We start from the raw sequence: 21389 nt of genomic DNA on the forward strand, positions 1-21389 counted from the left end.
GCGCTGCCGAAGGCTGCGATCTTTTGATCTGGCTGCACGGTGTTACACCATGAAACCCTCGCGCCTGCTGTTGATCTGGCTGGCACTGCTGCTGGTCATCGGCATCGTGCTCGGTGCATTGCGGGCGCTGGACGTCGCCGTTCCTTCAAGCCTGTTGTCGATCAACTGGGGATTGCTGCTGGCGCTGCTGGCACTGGCAATACTCGACGCCATCCGCCTCCAACGCCTGCCCTCCCCCCGTGTACGACGACAAATGCCCGGCAGCCTGGCGCTCGGTCGCTGGAGTGAAGTGCGACTGGAAGTCGTGCATGACTTCCCCCACCCCCTGAACATTCAGATCTTCGACCATGTGCCCAACGGCCTGAGCTTCGAAAACCTTCCCCTGTCGGTCGAACTTCAGCCCGGCCAGCACAGCGAGGTTGGCTATCGCCTGCGCCCGCTCAAGCGCGGTCACTTCAGCTTCGAACGCTGCGAAATCAACCTGCCAAGCCCATTGGACCTGTGGTCCGGCAAACGTCTGCTCAGCGTGACCGACCACACCCGCGTCTACCCCGACTTCGCCCGCCTCTACGGTGGCCAACTGCTGGCGGTGGACAACTGGCTCAGCCAGCTCGGCGTACGTCAGAAACAACGACGGGGTCTGGGCCTGGAATTCCATCAATTGCGCGAATTTCGCGAGGGCGACAGCCTGCGCCAGATCGACTGGAAAGCCACTGCCCGTCAGCGCATGCCGATTGCCCGTGAGTATCAGGATGAGCGCGACCAGCAGATTATCTTCATGCTCGATTGCGGTAGACGCATGCGCAGCCAGGACGGCGAACTGGCGCATTTCGATCACGCGCTCAATGCCTGTCTGTTGCTGAGCTACGTGGCATTGCGTCAGGGCGATGCGGTGGGGCTGAGTACCTTCGCCAGCGATCAGCCCTGTTATCTCGCTCCGGTGAAAGGCATCAACCAACTAAACGTCTTGCTCAACAGGGTCTACAACCTGAACAGCACACAACGCAGCGCCGATTATCAAGCCGCTACAAGCCAATTACTGGCCCGGCAAAAGCGTCGAGCGTTGGTGGTGCTAATGACTAATCTGCGGGATGAAGATGATGAAGAACTCATCACGGCCGTTAACCGGCTGAACAAGCAACATCGGGTTCTGGTGGCAAGCCTGAAAGAAGGGGTACTCGACAGTCTGCGAGAGGCGCCGGTACAAACCTGGTCCGAAGCGTTGAGCTATTGCGGGACGGTGGACTGGTTGAATGCGAGAGCCGAACTCCATGAGCGGTTGAGTGCTCATGGAGTTTCGGTAGTGGATGCGCGACCAGACAGGTTAGGGCCAACATTGGTCACGCGATACTTGAGCTGGAAAAAAGCAGGCACGATATGAAAGCGTATCCACTGTTTTGCTGAGGCTTTGCACTGACAAACAATGGCTCGGTCCTCCCCTGCTTTACGTTACACAGCTACCAAGGTTTGTCCCTCATACACCTTGTCGTCGAGCTGAATGCGTTCCAGCTGGAGAGGCACGAGATGCAACTGCACGTCGACATCAGTTATACGCAGCCCTTGCGATCCCCCCAAGTCGGATCCATGCAACTCCACATCGATAGTTTTATCCGCTGCCACTACGTCGTTGATCGCAAAAGACTCAAAGGGGTTCCAGTCGGCCAGCGGCTTGCTGGGAGGTTTTCCACTTAGATCAATAGGGATTTGCTTGCCAGTGCCGGTTTTTATAAGGGTTTTGGAGTTTCCACCTTCCCCAAGGTTTTCATACTGAAAGGCTATTCGATACGTCGCCCCCTCCATCTGCGCGTCGGTAAACACGGCGGTGTCGAATACCTGAGCAACGATCGCCCTGCCGTTCATCATCAAATAGTTACCATAATCAGGATCGGCAAATGTCCTGGCTGCGCCCGTCCCATTATGTTTCCACGGGGTATTCCAACCCGAGGAAAATCGTCCGTGCAAGATAAAATTTCGGCCTCTGATTTCGTCGTCGCTCATGATGCATTCACCTCGATTGATCAATCTTCCCCAAGTCCACCTAACGCGACTCGGGTTCCTGCCAACATGCGCCCCCAATAATTTTCAGGGGCGCTCCACCATCAATCATCCAATTTATCCAGAACCGCCTCGGTGTAAGCCGTACCACCGACTTTGGCGAGATAACGCACTTGCACAATGATGTCCGTCAGGCTGTCGATCAGCTTTTCCTGTTCCGACGTTGTGGATCGTGGCAACTCAAGACGCCAACGCGAAACCGCGCCAGTGCCTTCAAACGGAAGGTAGCGTTCATCACCAAATATCAACTGGAAAACACCGGAATCATCCAGGCCGTGGCTGATGCCCACCTGCTGGTTGCTACGCAAATTGAGCAAAATACCAGCGGGAGGTATTTGGCCCTTGTCGCCATACAAGTATTCAAGCGAGTCAACATCGGCTTTGTACACCGTGGTACTGCCGGTCTGCGTCAGGATTGCGCGAACATCCTGGTAAGGGCCGAGCACCACCGGAAGAGACAGTGCGACGGTGGTTATCTGTCGGCAGTAATGGCCGGGGTAGTCACTGTCGAACAACCGCTGGGAAAACTCGAAATCGAGTTTGCCTTTCTTGATATCGGTTATTACCGACGCCCAGTTTTTTGTCGGAGTCCCTTTTTCGAACAGCTGACGCAGGGAAATCGTCTTGGTCAGTTCCAGCCGACGCTCGTTACGTTCAAGGAACATGCGCTCCAGACGCAGCAGGTCAAGCAGCATCGATTCGCCTGCGCTCAGGCCATGGCGGTGATCCATCCACGCATTGGGTCGAATGACCTGCGTGTCGAAGTCGCCCATCTCGTACTGCCAACTGGCTTCGGCGCTCAAACACAACCCCACCACGGCGTCATAGGCCTGGAAGTACAGCGTGGCCATCTGGCTGAGCAACCAGCGGTAGAGTTCAACGTTGGTGGCCCGGGTTTTGTAGAACGAGTAAATGTCCTGGGCCTGTTCATTGGCTTTTTGTGTTTGCGCCAGGCTGGCTCTGGCGGCATTGAGGGTGTGCTGTTGGGCGGTGAGCTGTTCCTTGAGGACCAGCAATTCGCTGTTGGCCTGGGCTTCGGCAAAGCTCCACTCCTCGCCTCGGCGATGGTAAAAAGCAGCGCGTTGCGAAGCTTCACCCGCCGCATACAGTAATGCRCCACCGATCGTCAGTCCCGTGCCTACTGCTTTGAGGGGTTCCCCACGCTCACCTCCCTCTATACCTACCAATCCCGCGGGAAACGGACCTACTGGTCCAGCGAGCGCTTGCTCCTTGATAGCTGCATTGATAACACTCCCGACAGCATGAGGAATAATGGCTGCTGCCCCCAATATCTTGCCGGTCAGTGCGGCGACATCCCCTGCAATTTCCGGCGCGAGCAACCAGTGACCATTGAGCTGCTTATAGTGATCAGCCCGCTCTTGAATCATGGCCTGGCTCTGCTCCAATCCTTCCAGTGAGGCCTCCAATTGCTTGATGGTTTCCTCCTGAATGGTTTTGGCATGCGCCCCCAATGCAATGACATGGCTCTGCTGCAGTTCCTCAAGCTGTCCACGATCACGCAGTTCCATCAACTGACGCACCTCCCGACCAAACCCGATAAGGGTTTGCACCGCGTTTTGCGCTGTGGATAGCAAGGTACGGAAACGATAATGCGGAATGTTCTTCCACCCCCCCGCATTGCGCATTGCCCCCGAAGAACCACCCGCCTGGGCCCGCAGCAAATCCAGTGGATTGGTCGGTGGGGCATACAGCGCCAGCATCATCGGTTTGCCATCGATGGTCAGGTTATGCCGCATGTTCCACAGGCACTCATCGATGTACTTCCAGGTCTCCAGCAGTTGATCGTTGGTGAAGGGGCGAAGGACATCCTCCAGTCCCAACATCTCGAAATCTGGCGTTCCCTCCACTCGCGCCGGCAGATTCGCGACGTCGACCTCAAGTGATCGTGCGAATGACTCCAGTGACGAGACACCGGTTTTTTCGGCGTTGGGCTTGAGAATGTCGAATGCCGACTGTGGCTTCCAGTGGCTCATGGCTTTTGCTGTGGGTGCCGGGCCCATCAGCGACAAGGCGCGCACGTATTGCAGTTTCGCCGCCACCAGGCTGTCGCGGGTCAACCGCCGATAAAGCGCATCGGCATGGGCAATGATGCAGCGCACATAACCCATGAAAATAGCTTTGCGATAGTGAATCCGCTTCGAAAAGGCAATGGCGTCAGGGTCCACCAGCCCCTTGGCTTCAAAGCCGATATCGCCTTGCTCCAGCAACGGGCGGCACAGCCAATAGCGCTCGCTGGGGTCCGTTTCTCCCGGGCGTGGCGTCCGGATATGCGGGTTGAATATGTATTGATACCATCGCTGCGACTCATGGTAGTTGCGCTCCTCGCATAGACGATGGGCGACGAGGAACGGCAGATGGAAGAACAGCTCCCAGTAAAAGGTGCCGTGGGCGCTGTTGAAATCGATGGGTATTTTTGGCGCATTGACACCCGTTGGTGAAGGCTCGAGGGTGTCTTGGGTCGCCCGGGACAATACTTCGTCGATAGAAATCGCTGCCTTGGCCACCAGCTCCGGTCCGAACAGCGAGTTGAGCCGTATCCATGGCAGAGCGGTGATACCCAATGGCCGAACATCAAGAAATTGAGCACCTGTGACCTGCTTGCTGATCAGCGGTACATTGCTGGCATTGGGTACTTGTTTGATCTCGATGTCATAGCGGTCACGGCCATAACGACCGTCAGCACTCTCGCCCCATACAACACTCAGCTTTTTGCCAACAGCGTTGCCCGTCCAGCGATATTCAATCCAGGGCGTTTGAAACCAGCCCTTCAACTCGCTGGTTTCTTCCCAATGGCCCGGAACAACCGTTGCGCCATCCATAACTTTCAAAGCCATCTCAACGATCTCGGGCTTTTTAAACACCGAAAGCTTGTTTTGGCTATTGGTTAACGATTTGTAGACACCACCAATCAAGACTGAAAATCCGGCACCACCTCTGATGTGACTGGGCTGAAGTAGCGACAACGTTGCCAGTTGTTGAGGTGTCAGCATGACATTCTTGCGAACAGATACCAATAATAAGCCAGCCATACTAAACTCAGCTGCTTTGAAAGTCTCTATCACGACGGGTTTGCCATTCAAATCATCAAGACATAAAGAAAAATCAAATCCAGTTAATGAATGACGGAAACAGGTCAACTTAATGCCTTTGGTGCCAACCCTGGAGATTTCGAAATACGTAACAAACGATCCCACATCATCTTTCACGACAATGACAATGTCTTTCAAATCGAACTCTGGCCGGGTGAGATCACAAACACCTTGCACCTGCAATACGTTAGTTGTTGCCAATACGCCATCAACCATGGTTTGTCGGCTGCTGAAGTTGATATTCGTTGAGATAAATTTGCTCAGTATCCCATTTCGGGTATCTCCAACGGCTGCAACACTTGGAGCTGGCACAAGCGCCTGCGTCAGTACTGCCGCTTCGCTGAGCAACAGTTTATGTTGCAAACCAGACTGATTGGAGAAACGCTGATTGGCCAATACTTTCAGGCTTGCAATATTTGGAACTTTTGGTTCAAACAATGCATTTCTTGCCGCAAAGATCCATCCGTGCTCTTTCTCATCCTCGGCGGCGGCCATCTGCCCGGAAGACAAGTCTGTTGTGGTAAAACACACGGCCAAAAGATCATCTACGTCTTTTCTGGTACCGGTATAGGTCACGGCTACCAAACGAGAAGATGCCTCGGACGCCTTGGCAAATTCCTTTTTCCCAAGACTCACGGGTGTCGACCATACTCCGTTCACGGCAAGGTAAGAGAGTTTGACCTCAACCTGCCACGTACCTTGCACGATAACCTCGTTGCCTTCGTTGTCCTTATCCTTGCGGTCCGGCGCTTTCTCGCCCTCGACCTGAACCACCATGAAGCGCCCGGCAAAAAATACCGGCCGCATCGCCAACACGGTTGCCGAGGCGGGAATGCCGATGGGCTTCCACTCGGTCCAGGCTGCGGGGTCGAGGAATTTGCTTGCGGTGTTTAATTCGACATGGGCCTTGCGCCAGAAATAGCCAAATGGCTGCACCCTTTGCCGGCCAATAAAGTAGTAATCGGCATTTTTGAAGTTTTGTCCCTTCGCAATTCCCGCACTGTCGATACTGTCGATATACGCCGATATCAGATCGAGATTGCACACTTCTTCGAAACCCTTCAAATGCTCGAACAGGGCCATCTGCACGGCTGCATCGCTGAGACTGGCTTGCCCGAGGTTGTTCTCCAACTCCTTGAACGAATCGGATTTGCGCAGACGCAATGTCGGGTTTATCCAGTTTTCCGGATAATCGAGAAGCATCTGATAACCGGCCCAGTCACTGATATTGCAATAGCGTTGATGCCACGCTACCAATTCGTCGTTACTAAACTCTTCTGTGTGGCCGGGTTCCAGACCGCTGTACACAGCGCCTATGTATTGTTGRAGGCAMGCAATGGCTTCAGCCAGCCGMGAMGTTTCSAGTTCCTGGCCWACCTGACTGTCCAWTAACAAGTAGTGATACAAGTCATCGAGGGATGTCAGATTGAGCGGTTTAGTGACATCCTGATTCGGTGCAACTTGCCCAAGATAAAAATCTGCCAAGGCCATGCAGCGACTTTCTTCCAATGTGCCAATGATGGAGTTATTCACTTTTTACGCTCCTAGAATGCAGCATGCGCCCGGCAGTGCCAGCAATAGAGACACAGCTGAATATTCAAAAAGAAAACTTCAAAGCGGCGATACCGCCGGCATCACCTGATGACAACTGTTCCTTTTTTAGCACCCGTTAACACTTTTAGCCTCTGGCAATAAACGTCAACTCATAGGCCGGCAGCACCCAATCGGACACTCTTTCGCCTTCAACATAAAATGCTGTGCCACACGAGTAAGTGCCTGGTCCGAAGTTTGATTTGAACTGAACTCGCCAGCGACCCTCTGCACCGACCATTCCCTGGGCATAAATAGTGATTTCCGATCCCGCTTTGACAATGCGCACCTCAACACCTGGCATGCCCACCCCCTCGATCCAGGTCCCGACCTTGACGGTGCTTTTCGAGAGCGGACTGATAATTTTTACCTTTTCAACAAAGCGGCCATCAACATTCACGCGCACATCCGGTGCCCACGCCTCAGTTGTGTCGATGTGTCGCTGCTTGACCGAAAACACATGCGGCCCTGTCGACAGCGGCTCGGTAGTCCTCACGGACCACTTACCATCATTGCCCACGCTGGTCCTGGCCAGCAGCGACCCCTCCCGACCTTCGAATACATAAATCTGGGCCGATGGGCTGCCCCTACCGTTGAGCAGCGGTTGAACCTCCACCTTATCGCCATTGACGGGATACACCAGAACCGGTGGTGGTGCATCCAGGCGACCAGGCAACACCAGTCGCTGATTGAGCCGATTACAATAAAAAGTCAGATCAAAGCTACCGTTACGAAGATCCCTGCAGTCGATGTTCCAGCTGAGGATTTTGTCTTCGCCGATTACCACGTAGGCACCGGTTGGCGGGTCGAACATCATTCCCAGCCCTTTCGCCGAGAACTCACTGCTCCAGGCCAGCATCGCACGGGCGTCTTTCAGATCGACCGAGCCCGGCAACTCGATATCGAGCCTGTAGGTTCGACCTCTGATAAACGCCAGCGGCTCTTTGGCGGTCGCGTGACTGACAACAGTTCGCGTCGTCGTGTCGGTCAACGTGAACGTCCAGTCAATGGCCGGCACCACTTGAAGAGTGAAGGTGCGCTTGTCCTCAGTAGCCTTGCGAATGGCGGTCACCACATAGTCGCCTGCCGCATCGGCCTCGAAGGGATAGGTCGAACGCCCCGAGGCGTCGGTTGGAAAGTTGACCGGTGTTGATGGTGTGCCATTCGGGCCTGTGACACTCCACCAGATCGGACAGTTGGCAATCAGCCTGGCCTGGTTATGTGCCTCCTCCCTGACCGTTACCCACAACAAGGTCGGAGTACCCGCACCCGCCACCGGATAGAGATACTCTGCTGACTCTCCGTGGATCACCGCTGCGCTGACCACGTCGACTTCAAGTCGCTGCTCGTCCATTGTTACCTTGGCGATGTAAGTGTGTTTTCCTGCTTCAATACCCTGCACGGTAAATTCCGCGATACCGTCTTGCGTAGTGGTAACCGTGCCGATCGGCTCTTGTCCGGCATCGGAATACAACTCGACCTCCACACCCGGCGACGGTTGCTTGCCTAGCCCCACCACATGACAACGAAGCACCAGCGGCTCCCCGACAACAGCCATCGACACCACCTCAAGAAGTTTGATAGCAGGGTTGTCGACAAAGGTGATGTTGTTGATGACCAACGAATCCTTGGTGCTATAACTGGCGACCAGGCTCGCTTCACTCACAGGTTCAATGCTTCTGACCCTGGTTCTGGCGATACCTGCTTCGTCAGTGATCGCTAACAGAGGATCCGCGACGACACCCCGCCCGGCAAACGCTACCGCTCGTCCAACACCAGGATTGTTGTAACGGTCTGCAAGACCGACATACACCGAAAAGAAAGCACTGCCGCCAGCCAAAAAGGTATCGTCGAGCTCGGGATCCGGTGTGCTATCCAGAGAAAAGCCCAGGGAGAGTTCGTCACAATCGACAATGATTTTCGGTGCATAAACCACTTGAGCCAGGCCGTAGGTGCCTTTGACTTGCACCGCCCCCATCCACGGCCCCTTTTCCGGTTTGAAGCGAATCACCGCACGGCCTTCATGATCGGTAGTGGACGTTTCCTCCAGCAACCCCGGACGATCACAACTCCAGGACACCGTAATGTTGCGCAAAACCTGGTTGGTGAGATCACGCAACGTGAGTTCGATCAACGCGACTTGATTGGCCACATTGGCAATCAGGGTGTCGTTGATGCACCTGATTTCGTACGTCACGCTTTGTCCCATCTCACCGACTTCCTGAGATTGCCCTTGAACCGCTGACTCGGACAAACATTCCAGCACGTGTTCTGCTGCGTTGCGCCAGGCATGCTTGTCGCTTTCGGGCGTGAGTGCCCCCAATCGAATAATGGCCTTTGCATCCAGCCCACTGCGGGTCGCAAGCTCACGAATGCGCAGCAGCGTGTCCAGGGTTGTCAGATCACGGACGATCGGCATCGATGGGACCAGATAGAGAATGCACTCGAGCACCTCTCTGACACCCCACTTCAGGACATCAGCCAGCTGGGTTGCCGCTGAATCACGAATCAGCCGCATATCCTCCGGCGTCAGGACGGCCGGAAGCCCATTGACCAGTTCCATGTAATGCAAGAGTTTTTCGGCAGGCTGCCCGGCGTGTGTAACAGCTCGCTGAAAAAGCGTCAGTTGATACAACGTGTTAAGGGTAAGTTCGTCTGGATTCCTCAGACCGAACCACATCCAGTTCTGTCGAGCGGTCAAAGCCACCAGCATCGCCGAGCTCAACGAAAGTTTTGYAACGACTTCGGCTCGCCGTATCAGGTGCGCCAGCAGGTTCAGCACATCATCACCGACATTGACCTTCTCGGCGCCTGAAGTGACCGCGCCCAGGGCCCGAGTGGTCTCCATCAGCAACAGGTAGACGCCGCCCGTGTTGACCCATTTGAGCAGTGGCAGTATCAGGTCCTGCGACAGGCTCAAATACACCGACAAACTTTCCTGGACCACTGCGCATTGGGCATCCCTGGCCTGCAGCACCAGCGCCAGAATGACCGTGCGCACCCGATCGACATCGGCTTGCGGAACATCTGCCAACATCACCGCCGCCTGAATCTCCGCAACGGCCCGATCGTAATCGTTCTCGTCGTTGGGAAGGTTCCACACCAGGCCATCGCGATCTACCAACTGATCAAGCAGCGACAGCCAACCTTGCGCATCCATGTCGTTACTTTGTGGCACGCCCGCCGCTTGAAGCGCCTCCTCGGTAAGCCGCACCGGCTGCAATCGGGTGTGAATCTCTTGCAGCAAAACAATGTCCGCTTCGGTTGCCATGGGGGGGGCAATGACAGGGGCCACATGCTGCACCAGCCAAGGCACGCTCACGTTATTTTCCTGTGCCCATTGCACGCACGATTGCACCGCATGCATCACACTCAGTACATCACCGATACCGCTGGTGCCGGTTACCACCAGACGAGCCTCGCCGAGTACTCGTTCGAGCACCTCACTTGCCCCCCTCTCACTTAAGGTTTCCAGCAATGCCGCCAGCTCTATTGAACTGATGCGCAAAAAAGACGCCAGCAATACCAGGCGATAAAAGGAAGAAAGTATGGGCAGGCTGCGTTGCAGTTCGTCCCTCAGGTTGTAGCTCTTGGCTACGAAGCGTGCGAGATAGCGCCAGGTCTCCTGGTTGATGCCCAGGCTGCTGCAAATCTGATCGACGGTGCGCTTGTCAGCGCGAGTTTGCGGTTCGATGGCGAAAAAGCCGTCGTCCAGTTTCAAAGGTGTGTCGAACAACGCCAGAACGTTGAAAATCCGGTCGAACTGTGAAAGTTCCTCACCGCGCCCATAAGGGGAAATTTCATCAATCAGTGCGCCAAATTGCTCTGCGGTACACCCGAACCGCAGACGAAACTCCTGGAAGAGGCCGATGGCTCGAAGAGTATTGTTGCTAATCCTGAACGGCTTGGCTGCCAACTCACGCTTTCGGGTTTCGGAACCAAGGATTTCACCCCGAGACTCAGCATTGAACGCGGCCATGACCAGCCGATCACACTGGTCTGGGGGCAGATTCAGCCAGCGGCTCAGACGCAACATGCGGTTTATCCGGTCAAAGCGGTTGAGGCTGTGATTGATAAACTTTCGCGTCCCTCCCCTGACCGGAGCGGACAGATCCATTGCTTCAGCGTCACCATAGTTGATGAAGACCGAACCAAAGGTCTTGGGTGACGCCCGCGGCACTATCACTGTGTCCACATTCGCGGAGCGTGTCGGCGCGTATTCTTCAATGGATAACAACGAGGTCAATGTGTTCGCATCAATCGAGGTCTGGGCGCAGAAGTGCACCGAATCCAGCAAGTTCGCTTCAGAGGTACCAAAGTTGTCTTTGTAGAATTTTTGCGCCTGGGTGGGCGCAACAAAACTCTCGGTCAACAATCGCTGCCCTTGCGGCCCGATATTGCAAGACTGATGAAGTGCAATATCCGAAAGATCACCGCGAGCGCCTGGCTGTTTGAAGTAGGGAGCGCTCAGATCGATGGACCGCACCACTTCACCCAACGATAGTTCGTTTTCTGCCAATACCAGCTTGTATTGTTCTGCATACCACTCGAAAGGCATCGAGCGATGCGGAAAACGTGTTTCCAGCAAGGTGTCATCGACGACTTGATCTTGCTGCAATACAGTCGCCAGATACGTTCTGATGATGCTTTCCAGCACTTCATTGACCAAGGTGACCGTTGGTTTGATCTGAAACATGCTGGTTGTATCAATGACGAGCTGAATGAGATCCGGGCGCCGGGTTTCGAAAGTGATCAGCCCTGCACCGCCCTTGGCGCGAGCCTCGAGATCCCGGGCCAGCAACACCAACCGCAGAAAATACGCCGCCGGGGAAATGCTCGAATCCGGGCTATGTGAGGGGCTGGCATTTTCCCAGTCAGGGTCGAACAAGTCATCGAAGGTGGGGGTTTTCACCAACGCCCGGATACCGGTTCGATGCAGTGGATTGGCAGGTCCCGGCCTTACCAGGCGTTGCTCGCGAAATTCGCGAGCGGTGTACACCGCCAGACTCATGGCTTTGTCCAACAGCACTTGTGCTTGCCGGCTGTGCAGTCCGAACGCATCAACCACACCCTGACGTCCCATTTTCAACATCTCGAAAACCGTGCCGCCCTCGTTGATAAAGCTCTCGTAGTTGACCTGGATAGAGTGGTCGAGGGTGCCTGGTGCCAACTCGAAAAGTTGCTTGAGGGGTGGGTTAAAGTAGTCCTTGCTCATCATGAATCTCCAGCAGGCCAGGGTGTGCGCTCTAAATACTCCTGAAAGCGGAAGAGCGATTGCTTGCGGTTTTTTTACGCGAAACCATGGGAACATTACACCTGTCACTTGTGACAAGTCAGACGAACGGTAAATGCGTTTGAAATACTTGCTGAAGGAGAAGATCAGAACATTTACTCAGGGGGGGTCAGTACATAAAACCAATCAATGAACGTATAGTCGGAATCATGTCCAGCGGCACCGGACAGTCGGCAGTCATACTTATGGGGCCCCGGATTAAGTGGTTGGTCGTATGTAAAACTGTTGCCTACTAACCGTCCCTCTTCCCTCCCCCCACTCGGGAAAAAGTTGCTTTCAAAAAAAACTGGTGAGGTCTGCCCACCCGTCCCCCTAAAGCTGGCTCTTACGGGTGAACGATAAAATGAGTCTACAACCGGACTGAGGATGTCTGGAGGATTGACGTTGGCCAAGGGTTTAACGTTGTTTGGTTGCTCTTCTATCATTTCGATCTCCCGCTTTAGAAGTTTCAACAGACTCCGATCATTAGTAAATCGAAAGCCCTCTACATGACTACTGTAAATTCTGACAGTCCAGATGAACGGTTGTTAGTAGGTGCAATTGATCACTTGCGCTCATTTGCTGGCTGAGAAGTCGCTGGATAACTAACAAACGATCAGCCCGAGGTAGTGTCCCTGCGGGCACTAGATTGCTGGCAACACCGACCTGTAGGAGCACGTCTTGTCGGCGATGGCAGGTGCGAAACCGCTATCGCCAACAAGCTGTGCTCCTACAGAAAAAGCCGTGCGTTCATGCAGAGGCAGGCAACGGCAGAAAACTGAAATACTGCTTCAACGCCTCCACCAACTGCCCATACTCCGGCGGTGCCCGTTGCAGGCTGAACCCGGCGTCGTAATGGTGGGGGGTGGCGTCTTCGTGGCACCACAGACAACACGCCTGCACATCGATGATCTGCAAGATGCCGTCGCTGGCGGGGATTTTCAGGCGCAATTCGAAGTCCGCGCCGATCATCATCGGCAATTGGCTGATGAGCATCAGCCCGTCTTCGGAGACGTTGCCCAGAAAGCCAATCGGTTTGTCGGTGACGCTGTTGAACACTCTCAAAAAATACGGCAGTTGATGCCGCTCGATCCGGCGGTCAGTGAACATGCGCAATTCGCCCAGCAAGACCCTTAAGCAGGGCCGCACTAATGCTTCGGAACGGGCCTGCCTGCCCTTATCAAATAAAAGCCAGGCAATGGGCGCGCTCTCCCCGATCCCGGTGCGACAGTCCATGAACTGCTGCCGCTTACTCCTGCCGATCACAGGTGTTACGTCGATTTAGAAACCAGGCTCTAAACCGGTTTATTCGACTATAGCTCACCACCGCCGGCCGGCCAGCTATAGATGACAAGTGTGATCAGAACTGCGTCGGACGCACCGCCGCCGCACTGCGCGTCGGATAGTGGCCCAGGCTCTGCAGGGTTTCAATGCGGGCATGGGCGCGGTAGGCGTACTCGCTCTGTGGATAAGACGCCATGATGAACTGATAGGTCTGAACCGCATCGATATACATCTTCTGCCGCTCCAGGCACTGACCGCGCATCATTGACACTTCCGGCCACACGTAAGGCCGCGCGCGGCTGTCGCGTTCGACCTTGGACAGCTCGAGCATCACCTGCTCGCAATTGCCCCGGTCATAGGCGCTGTAGGCATTGTTCAAATGATGGTTCATCGACCAACGGGTGCAGCCCGTGACGCTGAGGGCTAGGGCGGCAATGAGCACGAATCGCATGGGGGATCTCCTGTCTTGTGCCCTGTATCGGCCCATCGTCGGAAATCTTCAGGCTACCGGACGCAAAGTTGCAGGGTTCAATAAAGAAAGAAATAAGTAGTGCAAACGAACAATGACTACAACATCGGAGCGTAGTAGCCTCACTCAGCGCTTGAACTCAGGAGTCATTGCATGTCCGTCCGTCGTACCAAAATCGTCGCTACCCTTGGCCCGGCCAGTAACTCGCCGGAAGTTCTCGAACAGCTGATTCTGGCTGGCCTGGACGTCGCCCGCCTGAACTTCTCCCACGGCACCCCCGACGAGCACAAGGCTCGCGCGAAGCTGGTGCGTGACCTCGCCGCCAAGCACGGCCGCTTCGTCGCCCTGCTGGGTGACCTGCAAGGCCCGAAAATCCGTATCGCCAAGTTCGCCAACAAGAAGATCGAGCTGAAGATCGGTGATCAATTCACCTTCTCCACCAGCCATCCTCTGACCGAAGGCAACCAGCAAGTGGTCGGCATCGACTACCCGGACCTGGTCAAGGACTGCGGCGTGGGCGACGAGCTGCTGCTCGACGACGGCCGCGTGGTGATGCGCGTCGATACTGCCACGGCCACCGAACTGCACTGCACAGTGACCATCGGCGGCCCGCTGTCCGACCACAAAGGCATCAACCGTCGCGGTGGCGGCCTGACCGCTCCGGCCCTGACTGAAAAAGACAAGGCTGACATCAAGCTCGCTGCGGAAATGGAAGTCGACTACCTCGCGGTATCCTTCCCGCGTGACGCCGCCGACATGGAATATGCCCGTCAACTGCGCGACGAAGCCGGCGGCACCGCCTGGCTGGTGGCGAAGATCGAACGTGCCGAAGCCGTGGCCGACGACGAAACCCTCGACGGCCTGATCAAGGCATCCGACGCGGTGATGGTTGCCCGTGGTGACCTGGGCGTGGAAATCGGCGACGCCGAGCTGGTGGGCATCCAGAAGAAGATCATTCTGCACGCACGCCGCCACAACAAGGCGGTGATCGTCGCGACCCAGATGATGGAGTCGATGATCCAGAACCCGATGCCGACCCGCGCTGAAGTTTCCGACGTAGCCAACGCCGTGCTCGACTACACCGACGCCGTGATGCTCTCGGCCGAAAGCGCCGCTGGCCTGTACCCGCTGGAAGCCGTTCAGGCCATGGCGCGCATCTGCATCGGTGCCGAAAAGCACCCGACCAGCAAGACCTCCAGCCACCGCATCGGCAAAGAGTTCGAACGCTGCGACGAAAGCATCGCACTGGCGACCATGTACACCGCCAACCACTTCCCGGGCGTGAAAGCGATCATCGCCCTGACCGAAAGTGGCTACACCCCGCTGATCATGTCGCGCATCCGTTCCTCGGTGCCGATCTACGCGTTCACCCCACACCGCGAAGCCCAGGCTCGCGCGGCGATGTTCCGTGGCGTCTACACCATCCCGTTCGACCCGGCTTCGCTGGCGCCGAACGAAGTCAGCCAGAAGGCGATCGACGAACTGGTCAAGCGCGGCGTAGTACAGAAAGGCGACTGGGTCATCCTGACCAAGGGCGACAGCTACCACACCACCGGCGGCACCAACGGCATGAAGATCCTGCACGTTGGCGATCCGATGGTCTGAGTGAGCGCTTGCTGAAAAACAAAAGCCCCGCCATGTGAATGGCGGGGCTTTTTTTGTAATGAAAACAGGCAATTAAACTTTTACTAAGCCCTCACCTATCAGATGTGACAGTAGGCAGCATTCTGCACGTCTCGCTAAATACGATTGAGCTTGGCGAATATGGATGATCGATAGCCGCAATTGAATGCTGTCGTCGTTTATTAAACTCGCTGAAGTTAAATAATCTATTTATTAAAGGATGAGAAAAATGACTGCATCGCAGCTCGACCCCGGTGAACTCGACCCGAATTTTGGGCCATTAAAAGACGGAATACTGGTGCTGAAATACGCCGATTTCATGATCACTAACGGCCAGCTTGTTTCTGAAGCACCCAACGGCAAAATCTATATTGCGGGAAGCAGCTGGTCACAGGACACAGTGCTAGCTGAGCATTTTTCCCTTACTCGGGTTTTGAGCGATGGCACGCTTGATCATGGTTTCGGCCTAGCTGGCACCAAACACGTCAGGCTCCCACGCCCTGGCAGCGACGGCTTAGGCACAACGCCCTTTCAAATCGTCTATCTGGGCAGTGGCGCAGAAGGCAAAATTCTTGTAACGGTAGGTCGCCACGTTGCGGGAGACGGCGCGTCGACGCAGGCGAGTTACCTGGTTCGCTTGACCGATAAAGGGGAGTTGGACGATAGCTTCGGTAACGACGGCATCTTGCTTATCAACCCATCTTCTGAAATCGATTCTGATCAGTCGTTGAGCTCAGAAGTCATGCAGTTCGGTAACACCTCGTCAAGCCGCAGCGTCCATGTGGCAGACGGCAAGATTTATGTTATTTCCGCAGCGTTTGAACCAGCAACAGGGCTTATCGCACGGGTGATGTGTTTTGATAACGACGGTAAGCCAGAGCTGTCGTTTAACGGAACAGGTTACGTGTCCCTGTCTGAAGTACTCAATGTGCGCAGCTCGTTTAATGACATCGTCGTGCAGGATGGAAAAATCACAGTATGCGGATGGGCCGGCTCTGGCGCCCTACTGGCTCGCATCAATACTGATGGAGGTTTTGACAAAACCTTTGCGGAAGCCGGATACAAGGTTTTGGAAGGGCCAAGTTTTCAATTTACTTCCCTTGCAGTACTGCCTGATGGGCGGACTGTCGCCGCGGGTTTTGGTTTCTCCGACCGTCGTGGCTTGCTGGCGGCTTATACATCCGGGGGCCAGATCGACAGGACGTTTAATCAAGGCGCTCATGTAGAGGAGAAGTTTGACAGTTCTGATACTGTCATGTTTTTGGGCATGGGGTTCAAAGATGGAAAAATTATTGCCTCGGGAAGATACATCGATGGCGCTCGAACTTTGAATTTTGTCACCGCGCGGTACCTGGCTAATGGTCGCCGCGACACAACCTTTGGGAAAGGCAAAGGCTGGATTATTCCCGACATTCGCGGCTACCGCCCCCTCGCTCACGGAATGAGTATGCAATCCGACGGAAAAATACTGGCGGTAGGAAATGACCATGATGGCTTTTATGGCAGAGCGGTCATCGTTACCCGGCTTTTAAACGGCGCCTGAAGAGTACTGATATTTTCGGAAGGCAACGCGCAACCTACTGAGCCGTTGCCTTTTGTCTACCTGTTGATAAAACCCGACAACGCCGCAATCGCCTCCGGCGAGCGCAGTCGTTGGGTGAACAACGCGCCCTCTTCTTCGATCACTTTGCGCAGCAGCTTCCGGTCCGGGGCCTTCATCAATTGCTTGCTGATGCGCACCGCCTCCGGTGGCAGCGACTCGTAACGCAGCGCCATCTCCCACGCCTTGGCCAGCGCCGCTTTGCCACTGCCCAACGCCTCGGTCGCAATACCCCACTCGGCGGCTTGTTCACCGCTGAAACCTTCGCCGAGAAGCAACAATTCCGCCGCTTTTGCATGCCCGAGCAATCGAGGCAAGAGCAGGCTGGAACCGAACTCCGGGCAGAGCCCGAGATTGACGAAGGGCATGCGCAATCGCGCATCACGGCTAATATAGACGAGATCGCAATGCAGCAGCATCGTCGTGCCGATCCYCACCGCCGCCCCCGCCACGGCGGCGATCACCGGTTTGCGGCATTCGAGCAAGTTGAGCATGAAATGGAATACCGGGCTGTCGAGGCCGCTCGGTGGTTGCTGAATGAAATCGGCGATGTCGTTGCCGGCCGTAAAGCATTCGGCAGAGCCGGTGATCAGCACGGCATTGATCCCGGGGTCGCTGTCGGCCTGTTTCAGCGCATCGGCCAAGTGGCTGTACATGGCGCGGGTCAGGGCATTTTTCTTGTCCGGGCGATTCAGGCGCAGGGTCAACAGGCCGCGTTCGCGTTCAACTTGGATGGCATCGGTCATGGCAGGTCTCGCGTCTGAAAAGTCAGCGCTCAACCACGGGGCAGGAACACATCGGCCAGCAGTTGATTGCGCGGCAATCCCGCCAGATACAGGCGCCGGGCAAAGGCGTCGACACTGTCGGGGGCTCCGCAGAGTAAGGCCAGGGTTTGCCGCGAAACAAGCCGCAGTTGCGCCAAAGCCGCCGGCAACTCGGCCGGGGTCCACAGTTCGACACTCAGGTTCGGACGACTGGCGGCCATGGCTTGCAGGGGGCTGGCCAGGTAGTGCTCATCGGCATCATGGGCCAGGTGAATGACGCGGATGGCGCCTTGGTGATCCTGCCGCAGCGCTTCGCGCAATACACCAAACAATGGCCCCAACCCGGTACCGGCCGCCATCAACCACAACGGCCGGGCGTGCCAGTCCGGATCGTAATGCAAGGCACCGCCGCGCAGCTCACCGAGGCGGATCGGATCGCCGATGCGCAATTGCCTGGCGGCATCGCTGAATTCCCCGGGCTTGCGACAATCGAGATGGAACTCCAGAAAGCGGTCTTCTTGCGGCAGGCTGGCGAGGGAATATGGCCGCGCCACGCTACCCGCCCACAACACCAGGTGCTGGCCAGCGCCATAGCGCAACGGTCGCTGGGGGATTACCCGCAATCGCAGCACCGTGGCGCTCAGCCAATCTACCGCCGCGACCTCTGCCGGATGGCCATCGAGTTGCGGGTCGAAGGCGTGCACCTGCAAGTCCTCGACCACCTGGCACTGGCATGCCAGGCGCCAACCCTGTTCACGCTGTTGTGCACTCAGGGCATCGGGGCGGCTGTCGCTCGGCAGGCCCCGTACACACTGCACCAGGCACGCATGACAACTGCCGGCGCGGCAACTGTAAGGCACTGGCACGCCGTTCTGGTTCAGCGCGTCGAGCAGATTGCTGCCCGCCGCCACCGACCAATTGCGCTCGCCGACCCGCAGCTCAGGCATCGACGTTCTCCCACGCCGCCGCGCATCGGTTGCGGCCGTCACGCTTGGCGCGATAGAGCGCCTGATCGGCTTGTTGCAAGGCGTCATCGAGATCGTCGCCCCGCTCCAGCAGGGTCATGCCGGCGGACAGGCTGAGGTTGCGCACATTCAGACCGATCAGCTCGACATCGGTGAACGCGATGCGCAGCCGTTCGCAGCACGAAGTCAAACTGTCGGCATCGCAATCGGGCAGCAGTACCACGAACTCTTCGCCGCCGTAGCGGGCCAGAACATCACCGTCGCGCAGACACGCGGAGGCAACGCCGGCAAAGGCTTGCAGCACCTGATCGCCGGCGGCATGGCCGTGCAGGTCGTTGATGCGCTTGAAATGGTCAAGGTCGATCAGCGCCAGGCCATGCACGACACCCGCGTCCATGGCGTTCAATTCGCGCGAAGCCAGGTGCAGGAAATGCCGACGATTGAACAGACCCGTGAGCTCGTCGGTGGCCACCAGGTCTTCGAGCTGGCGCATCATCCCGCGCAACGTGTCCTGATGCGCCTGCAAGGCAAAACGCCGCTGGCGCATGCGTTGTCGCGAGGCCTGGACATAGCGGGCATACAGCACCAGCCACACCAGCACGATGAACAGCACACAGACCTGGAGCACCGCCATGGCCGGGTCAGGCAGCTGGAAGTGGTAGCCCTCCCACAGCGTGATCGCACTGAAACTGATAAACACCAGCAGCGCGCACCGTACTAAAGACCGGCGTGACAGATGGAACAGGCCGAACAGCAGGATCAGCACGTAAAACACCAGAAACGCACCCCGGGCTTCGTCCAGATGAGCGATCAGCCAGGTTTGCCACCCCAGCCCCAGCAACACTTGCGCCTCGGTCAGGCTGGGGTCGGCGAAACGCAGGTTGTAGCCGCTGTAAAACACCGCGAACAGGGAGGCCTGGCTGATCACCACCAGCGTGCTGCCGATGATGACACTGGAAAGCGGCGCATCGTAGTGACCGGTAAAAAACGCCAGCCACAGCAACAGCAATGCCAGGGCATAGGTGCCGGCCGCGAGGGCGAAACGTTTGAGCAACAGGCGCTGGATGGCGTTATGGGTCAATCGTTGATTCACCGAATGAAAGGAGACTGACAGAGCGTCCTACTCTACAGACCGAATGTCACTTTAGTGGTGTGACCGATAAATGACCATCCAATTTTCAGGTTGACCCGATTCCCCTGTAGGAGCTGCCGCAGGCTGCGATCTTTTGTTGTTGTTCTTAAGTAAAAAATCTAGGTATCGTTACCGTGTTCGTGCGTGTCGGCATGGACGTGCGCTGGGATGGCGCCACCATGAGCCTGGACGACATGATCAACGAGGGCGTACGTCGCGCCTACAACTTGCCGGAAAACGTCCTGCGTGCTTCGATCCTCGCCGACCCGGCGGGCGCTCGCAAGAACACCAAGGACAACACCCCGGCCGTCATCCACTACTCCATCGTTCCGGGTAACACCGTGGAAGTGGACGTGGCGGCCAAGGGCGGCGGTTCCGAGAACAAGTCGAAGATGGCCATGCTCAACCCGTCCGACTCGATCGTCGACTGGGTGCTGAAAACCGTCCCGGAAATGGGCGCCGGCTGGTGCCCACCGGGCATGCTCGGCATCGGCATCGGCGGCACCGCCGAGAAAGCCGCGGTCATGGCCAAGGAAGTGTTGATGGAATCCATCGACATTCACGAGCTGAAAGCCCGTGGCCCGCAGAACCGCATTGAAGAAATGCGCCTGGAGCTGTTCGAGAAGGTCAACCAGCTGGGCATCGGTGCCCAGGGCCTCGGCGGCCTGACCACCGTGCTCGACGTGAAGATCATGGACTACCCGACCCACGCCGCTTCGCTGCCGGTGTGCATGATCCCGAACTGCGCCGCCACCCGTCACACGCACTTTGTGCTCGACGGTTCCGGCCCGGTTGCCCAGGAAGCGCCACCTTTGGACGCCTACCCGGAAATCGTCTGGGAAGCCGGCCCGTCGGCCCGTCGTGTCAATCTCGATACCCTGACCCCGGAAGAAGTGCAGAGCTGGAAGCCGGGCGAAACCGTCCTGCTCAACGGCAAGATGCTCACCGGTCGCGACGCTGCGCACAAGCGCATGGTCGAGATGCTGAACAAGGGTGAAACCCTGCCGGTGGACCTCAAGGGTCGCTTCATCTACTACGTCGGCCCGGTCGATCCGGTCGGTGACGAAGTGGTTGGCCCGGCCGGTCCTACCACCGCGACGCGGATGGACAAGTTCACCCGTCAGATCCTCGAGCAGACCGGTTTGCTGGGCATGATCGGCAAGTCCGAGCGCGGCCCTACTGCGATCGAAGCGATCAAGGACCACAAGGCCGTTTATCTGATGGCAGTCGGCGGCGCGGCTTACCTGGTGGCGCAAGCGATCAAGAAGTCCCGCGTTGTCGCTTTCGCCGAACTGGGCATGGAAGCGATCTACGAGTTCGACGTGAAAGACATGCCTGTGACCGTTGCGGTCGACAGCAAGGGCGAATCGGTACACATCACAGGTCCTGCCATCTGGCAGCAAAAGATCAGTGAAAGCCTGGCGGTGGAAGTGCAGTAAGCACTGACATCGCACAGTAAGAACCGGTCTGTCGGCAACGGCAGACCGGTTTTTTTACGCATGAAAAAAAGTAATCAAAGACCGAG

11 protein-coding genes and 1 pseudogene are annotated in these 21389 nt (G+C 56.5%); 4 read left to right on the forward strand and 8 right to left on the reverse strand.

The genetic code is table 11. The features are described from left to right. The first annotated feature begins 49 nt into the window (after positions 1 to 49). On the forward strand, positions 50 to 1381 hold the full coding sequence (locus tag AC1DVH_RS02940; protein WP_477752552.1) for a DUF58 domain-containing protein: 1332 nt from the start codon (positions 50 to 52) through the stop codon (positions 1379 to 1381). 68 nt (positions 1382 to 1449) lie between these two features. On the opposite strand, the gene AC1DVH_RS02945 is transcribed toward AC1DVH_RS02940, so the two are convergent. The 5 genes from AC1DVH_RS02945 to AC1DVH_RS02965 all read right to left on the reverse strand — a co-directional run bounded on the left by AC1DVH_RS02945 (position 1450) and on the right by AC1DVH_RS02965 (position 13762). Further along, positions 1450 to 1998 (reverse strand): hypothetical protein, encoded by a 549-nt coding sequence (locus AC1DVH_RS02945; protein ID WP_477752553.1) that lies wholly within the window; start codon positions 1996 to 1998, stop codon positions 1450 to 1452. Positions 1999 to 2099: 101 nt separating this feature from the next. After that, positions 2100 to 6698 (reverse strand): Tc toxin subunit A-related protein, encoded by a 4599-nt coding sequence (locus AC1DVH_RS02950; RefSeq protein ID WP_477752554.1) that lies wholly within the window; start codon positions 6696 to 6698, stop codon positions 2100 to 2102. A gap of 145 nt (positions 6699 to 6843) precedes the next feature. After that, positions 6844 to 11970 carry a Tc toxin subunit A gene (locus tag AC1DVH_RS02955; protein ID WP_477752555.1) on the reverse strand — a complete coding sequence of 1709 codons (5127 nt, stop codon included), beginning with the start codon at positions 11968 to 11970 and terminating at the stop codon, positions 6844 to 6846. Positions 11971 to 12777: 807 nt separating this feature from the next. Then, positions 12778 to 13137 carry a PilZ domain-containing protein gene (locus tag AC1DVH_RS02960; protein WP_477752556.1) on the reverse strand — a complete coding sequence of 120 codons (360 nt, stop codon included), beginning with the start codon at positions 13135 to 13137 and terminating at the stop codon, positions 12778 to 12780. Positions 13138 to 13387: 250 nt separating this feature from the next. Next, positions 13388 to 13762, reverse strand: a complete 375-nt coding sequence (locus tag AC1DVH_RS02965) for a tetratricopeptide repeat protein (RefSeq protein ID WP_477752557.1) — start codon at positions 13760 to 13762, stop codon at positions 13388 to 13390. A 171-nt stretch (positions 13763 to 13933) separates the two neighbouring features. Between AC1DVH_RS02965 and pyk the strand changes: the two genes are divergently transcribed. After that, entirely contained in the window at positions 13934 to 15385 is a 1452-nt protein-coding gene (gene pyk / locus AC1DVH_RS02970) for a pyruvate kinase (RefSeq protein ID WP_108215066.1), read from the forward strand. Between the two features lie 247 nt (positions 15386 to 15632). After that, the gene (locus AC1DVH_RS02975; protein WP_477752558.1) at positions 15633 to 16946 is read left to right on the forward strand and encodes a hypothetical protein; all 1314 of its coding nucleotides are present in this window, start codon (positions 15633 to 15635) and stop codon (positions 16944 to 16946) included. Positions 16947 to 17002: 56 nt separating this feature from the next. Here AC1DVH_RS02975 and AC1DVH_RS02980 read toward each other — a convergent pair whose 3' ends face one another. Genes AC1DVH_RS02980 through AC1DVH_RS02990 form a run of 3 tightly spaced genes read right to left on the reverse strand, consistent with a single transcriptional unit; the run spans position 17003 to position 19813 of the window. Next, on the reverse strand, positions 17003 to 17749 hold the full coding sequence (locus AC1DVH_RS02980) for an enoyl-CoA hydratase-related protein (RefSeq protein ID WP_477752559.1): 747 nt from the start codon (positions 17747 to 17749) through the stop codon (positions 17003 to 17005). 29 nt (positions 17750 to 17778) lie between these two features. Next, positions 17779 to 18714, reverse strand: coding sequence for an iron-sulfur-binding ferredoxin reductase (locus AC1DVH_RS02985; protein WP_477752560.1), 936 nt, complete (start codon positions 18712 to 18714; stop codon positions 17779 to 17781). Continuing rightward, positions 18707 to 19813, reverse strand: a complete 1107-nt coding sequence (locus AC1DVH_RS02990; RefSeq protein ID WP_477752561.1) for a GGDEF domain-containing protein — start codon at positions 19811 to 19813, stop codon at positions 18707 to 18709. Before AC1DVH_RS02990 ends, AC1DVH_RS02985 begins: the two co-directional genes overlap by 8 nt. A 164-nt stretch (positions 19814 to 19977) precedes the next feature. Here AC1DVH_RS02990 and AC1DVH_RS02995 point away from each other — a divergent pair. Beyond that, positions 19978 to 21303 (forward strand): annotated as a pseudogene (locus tag AC1DVH_RS02995) (fumarate hydratase); the annotation flags it as partial. Between the last annotated feature and the right edge of the window lie 86 nt (positions 21304 to 21389).

This window comes from Pseudomonas sp. P4_C3, from assembly GCF_056402075.1.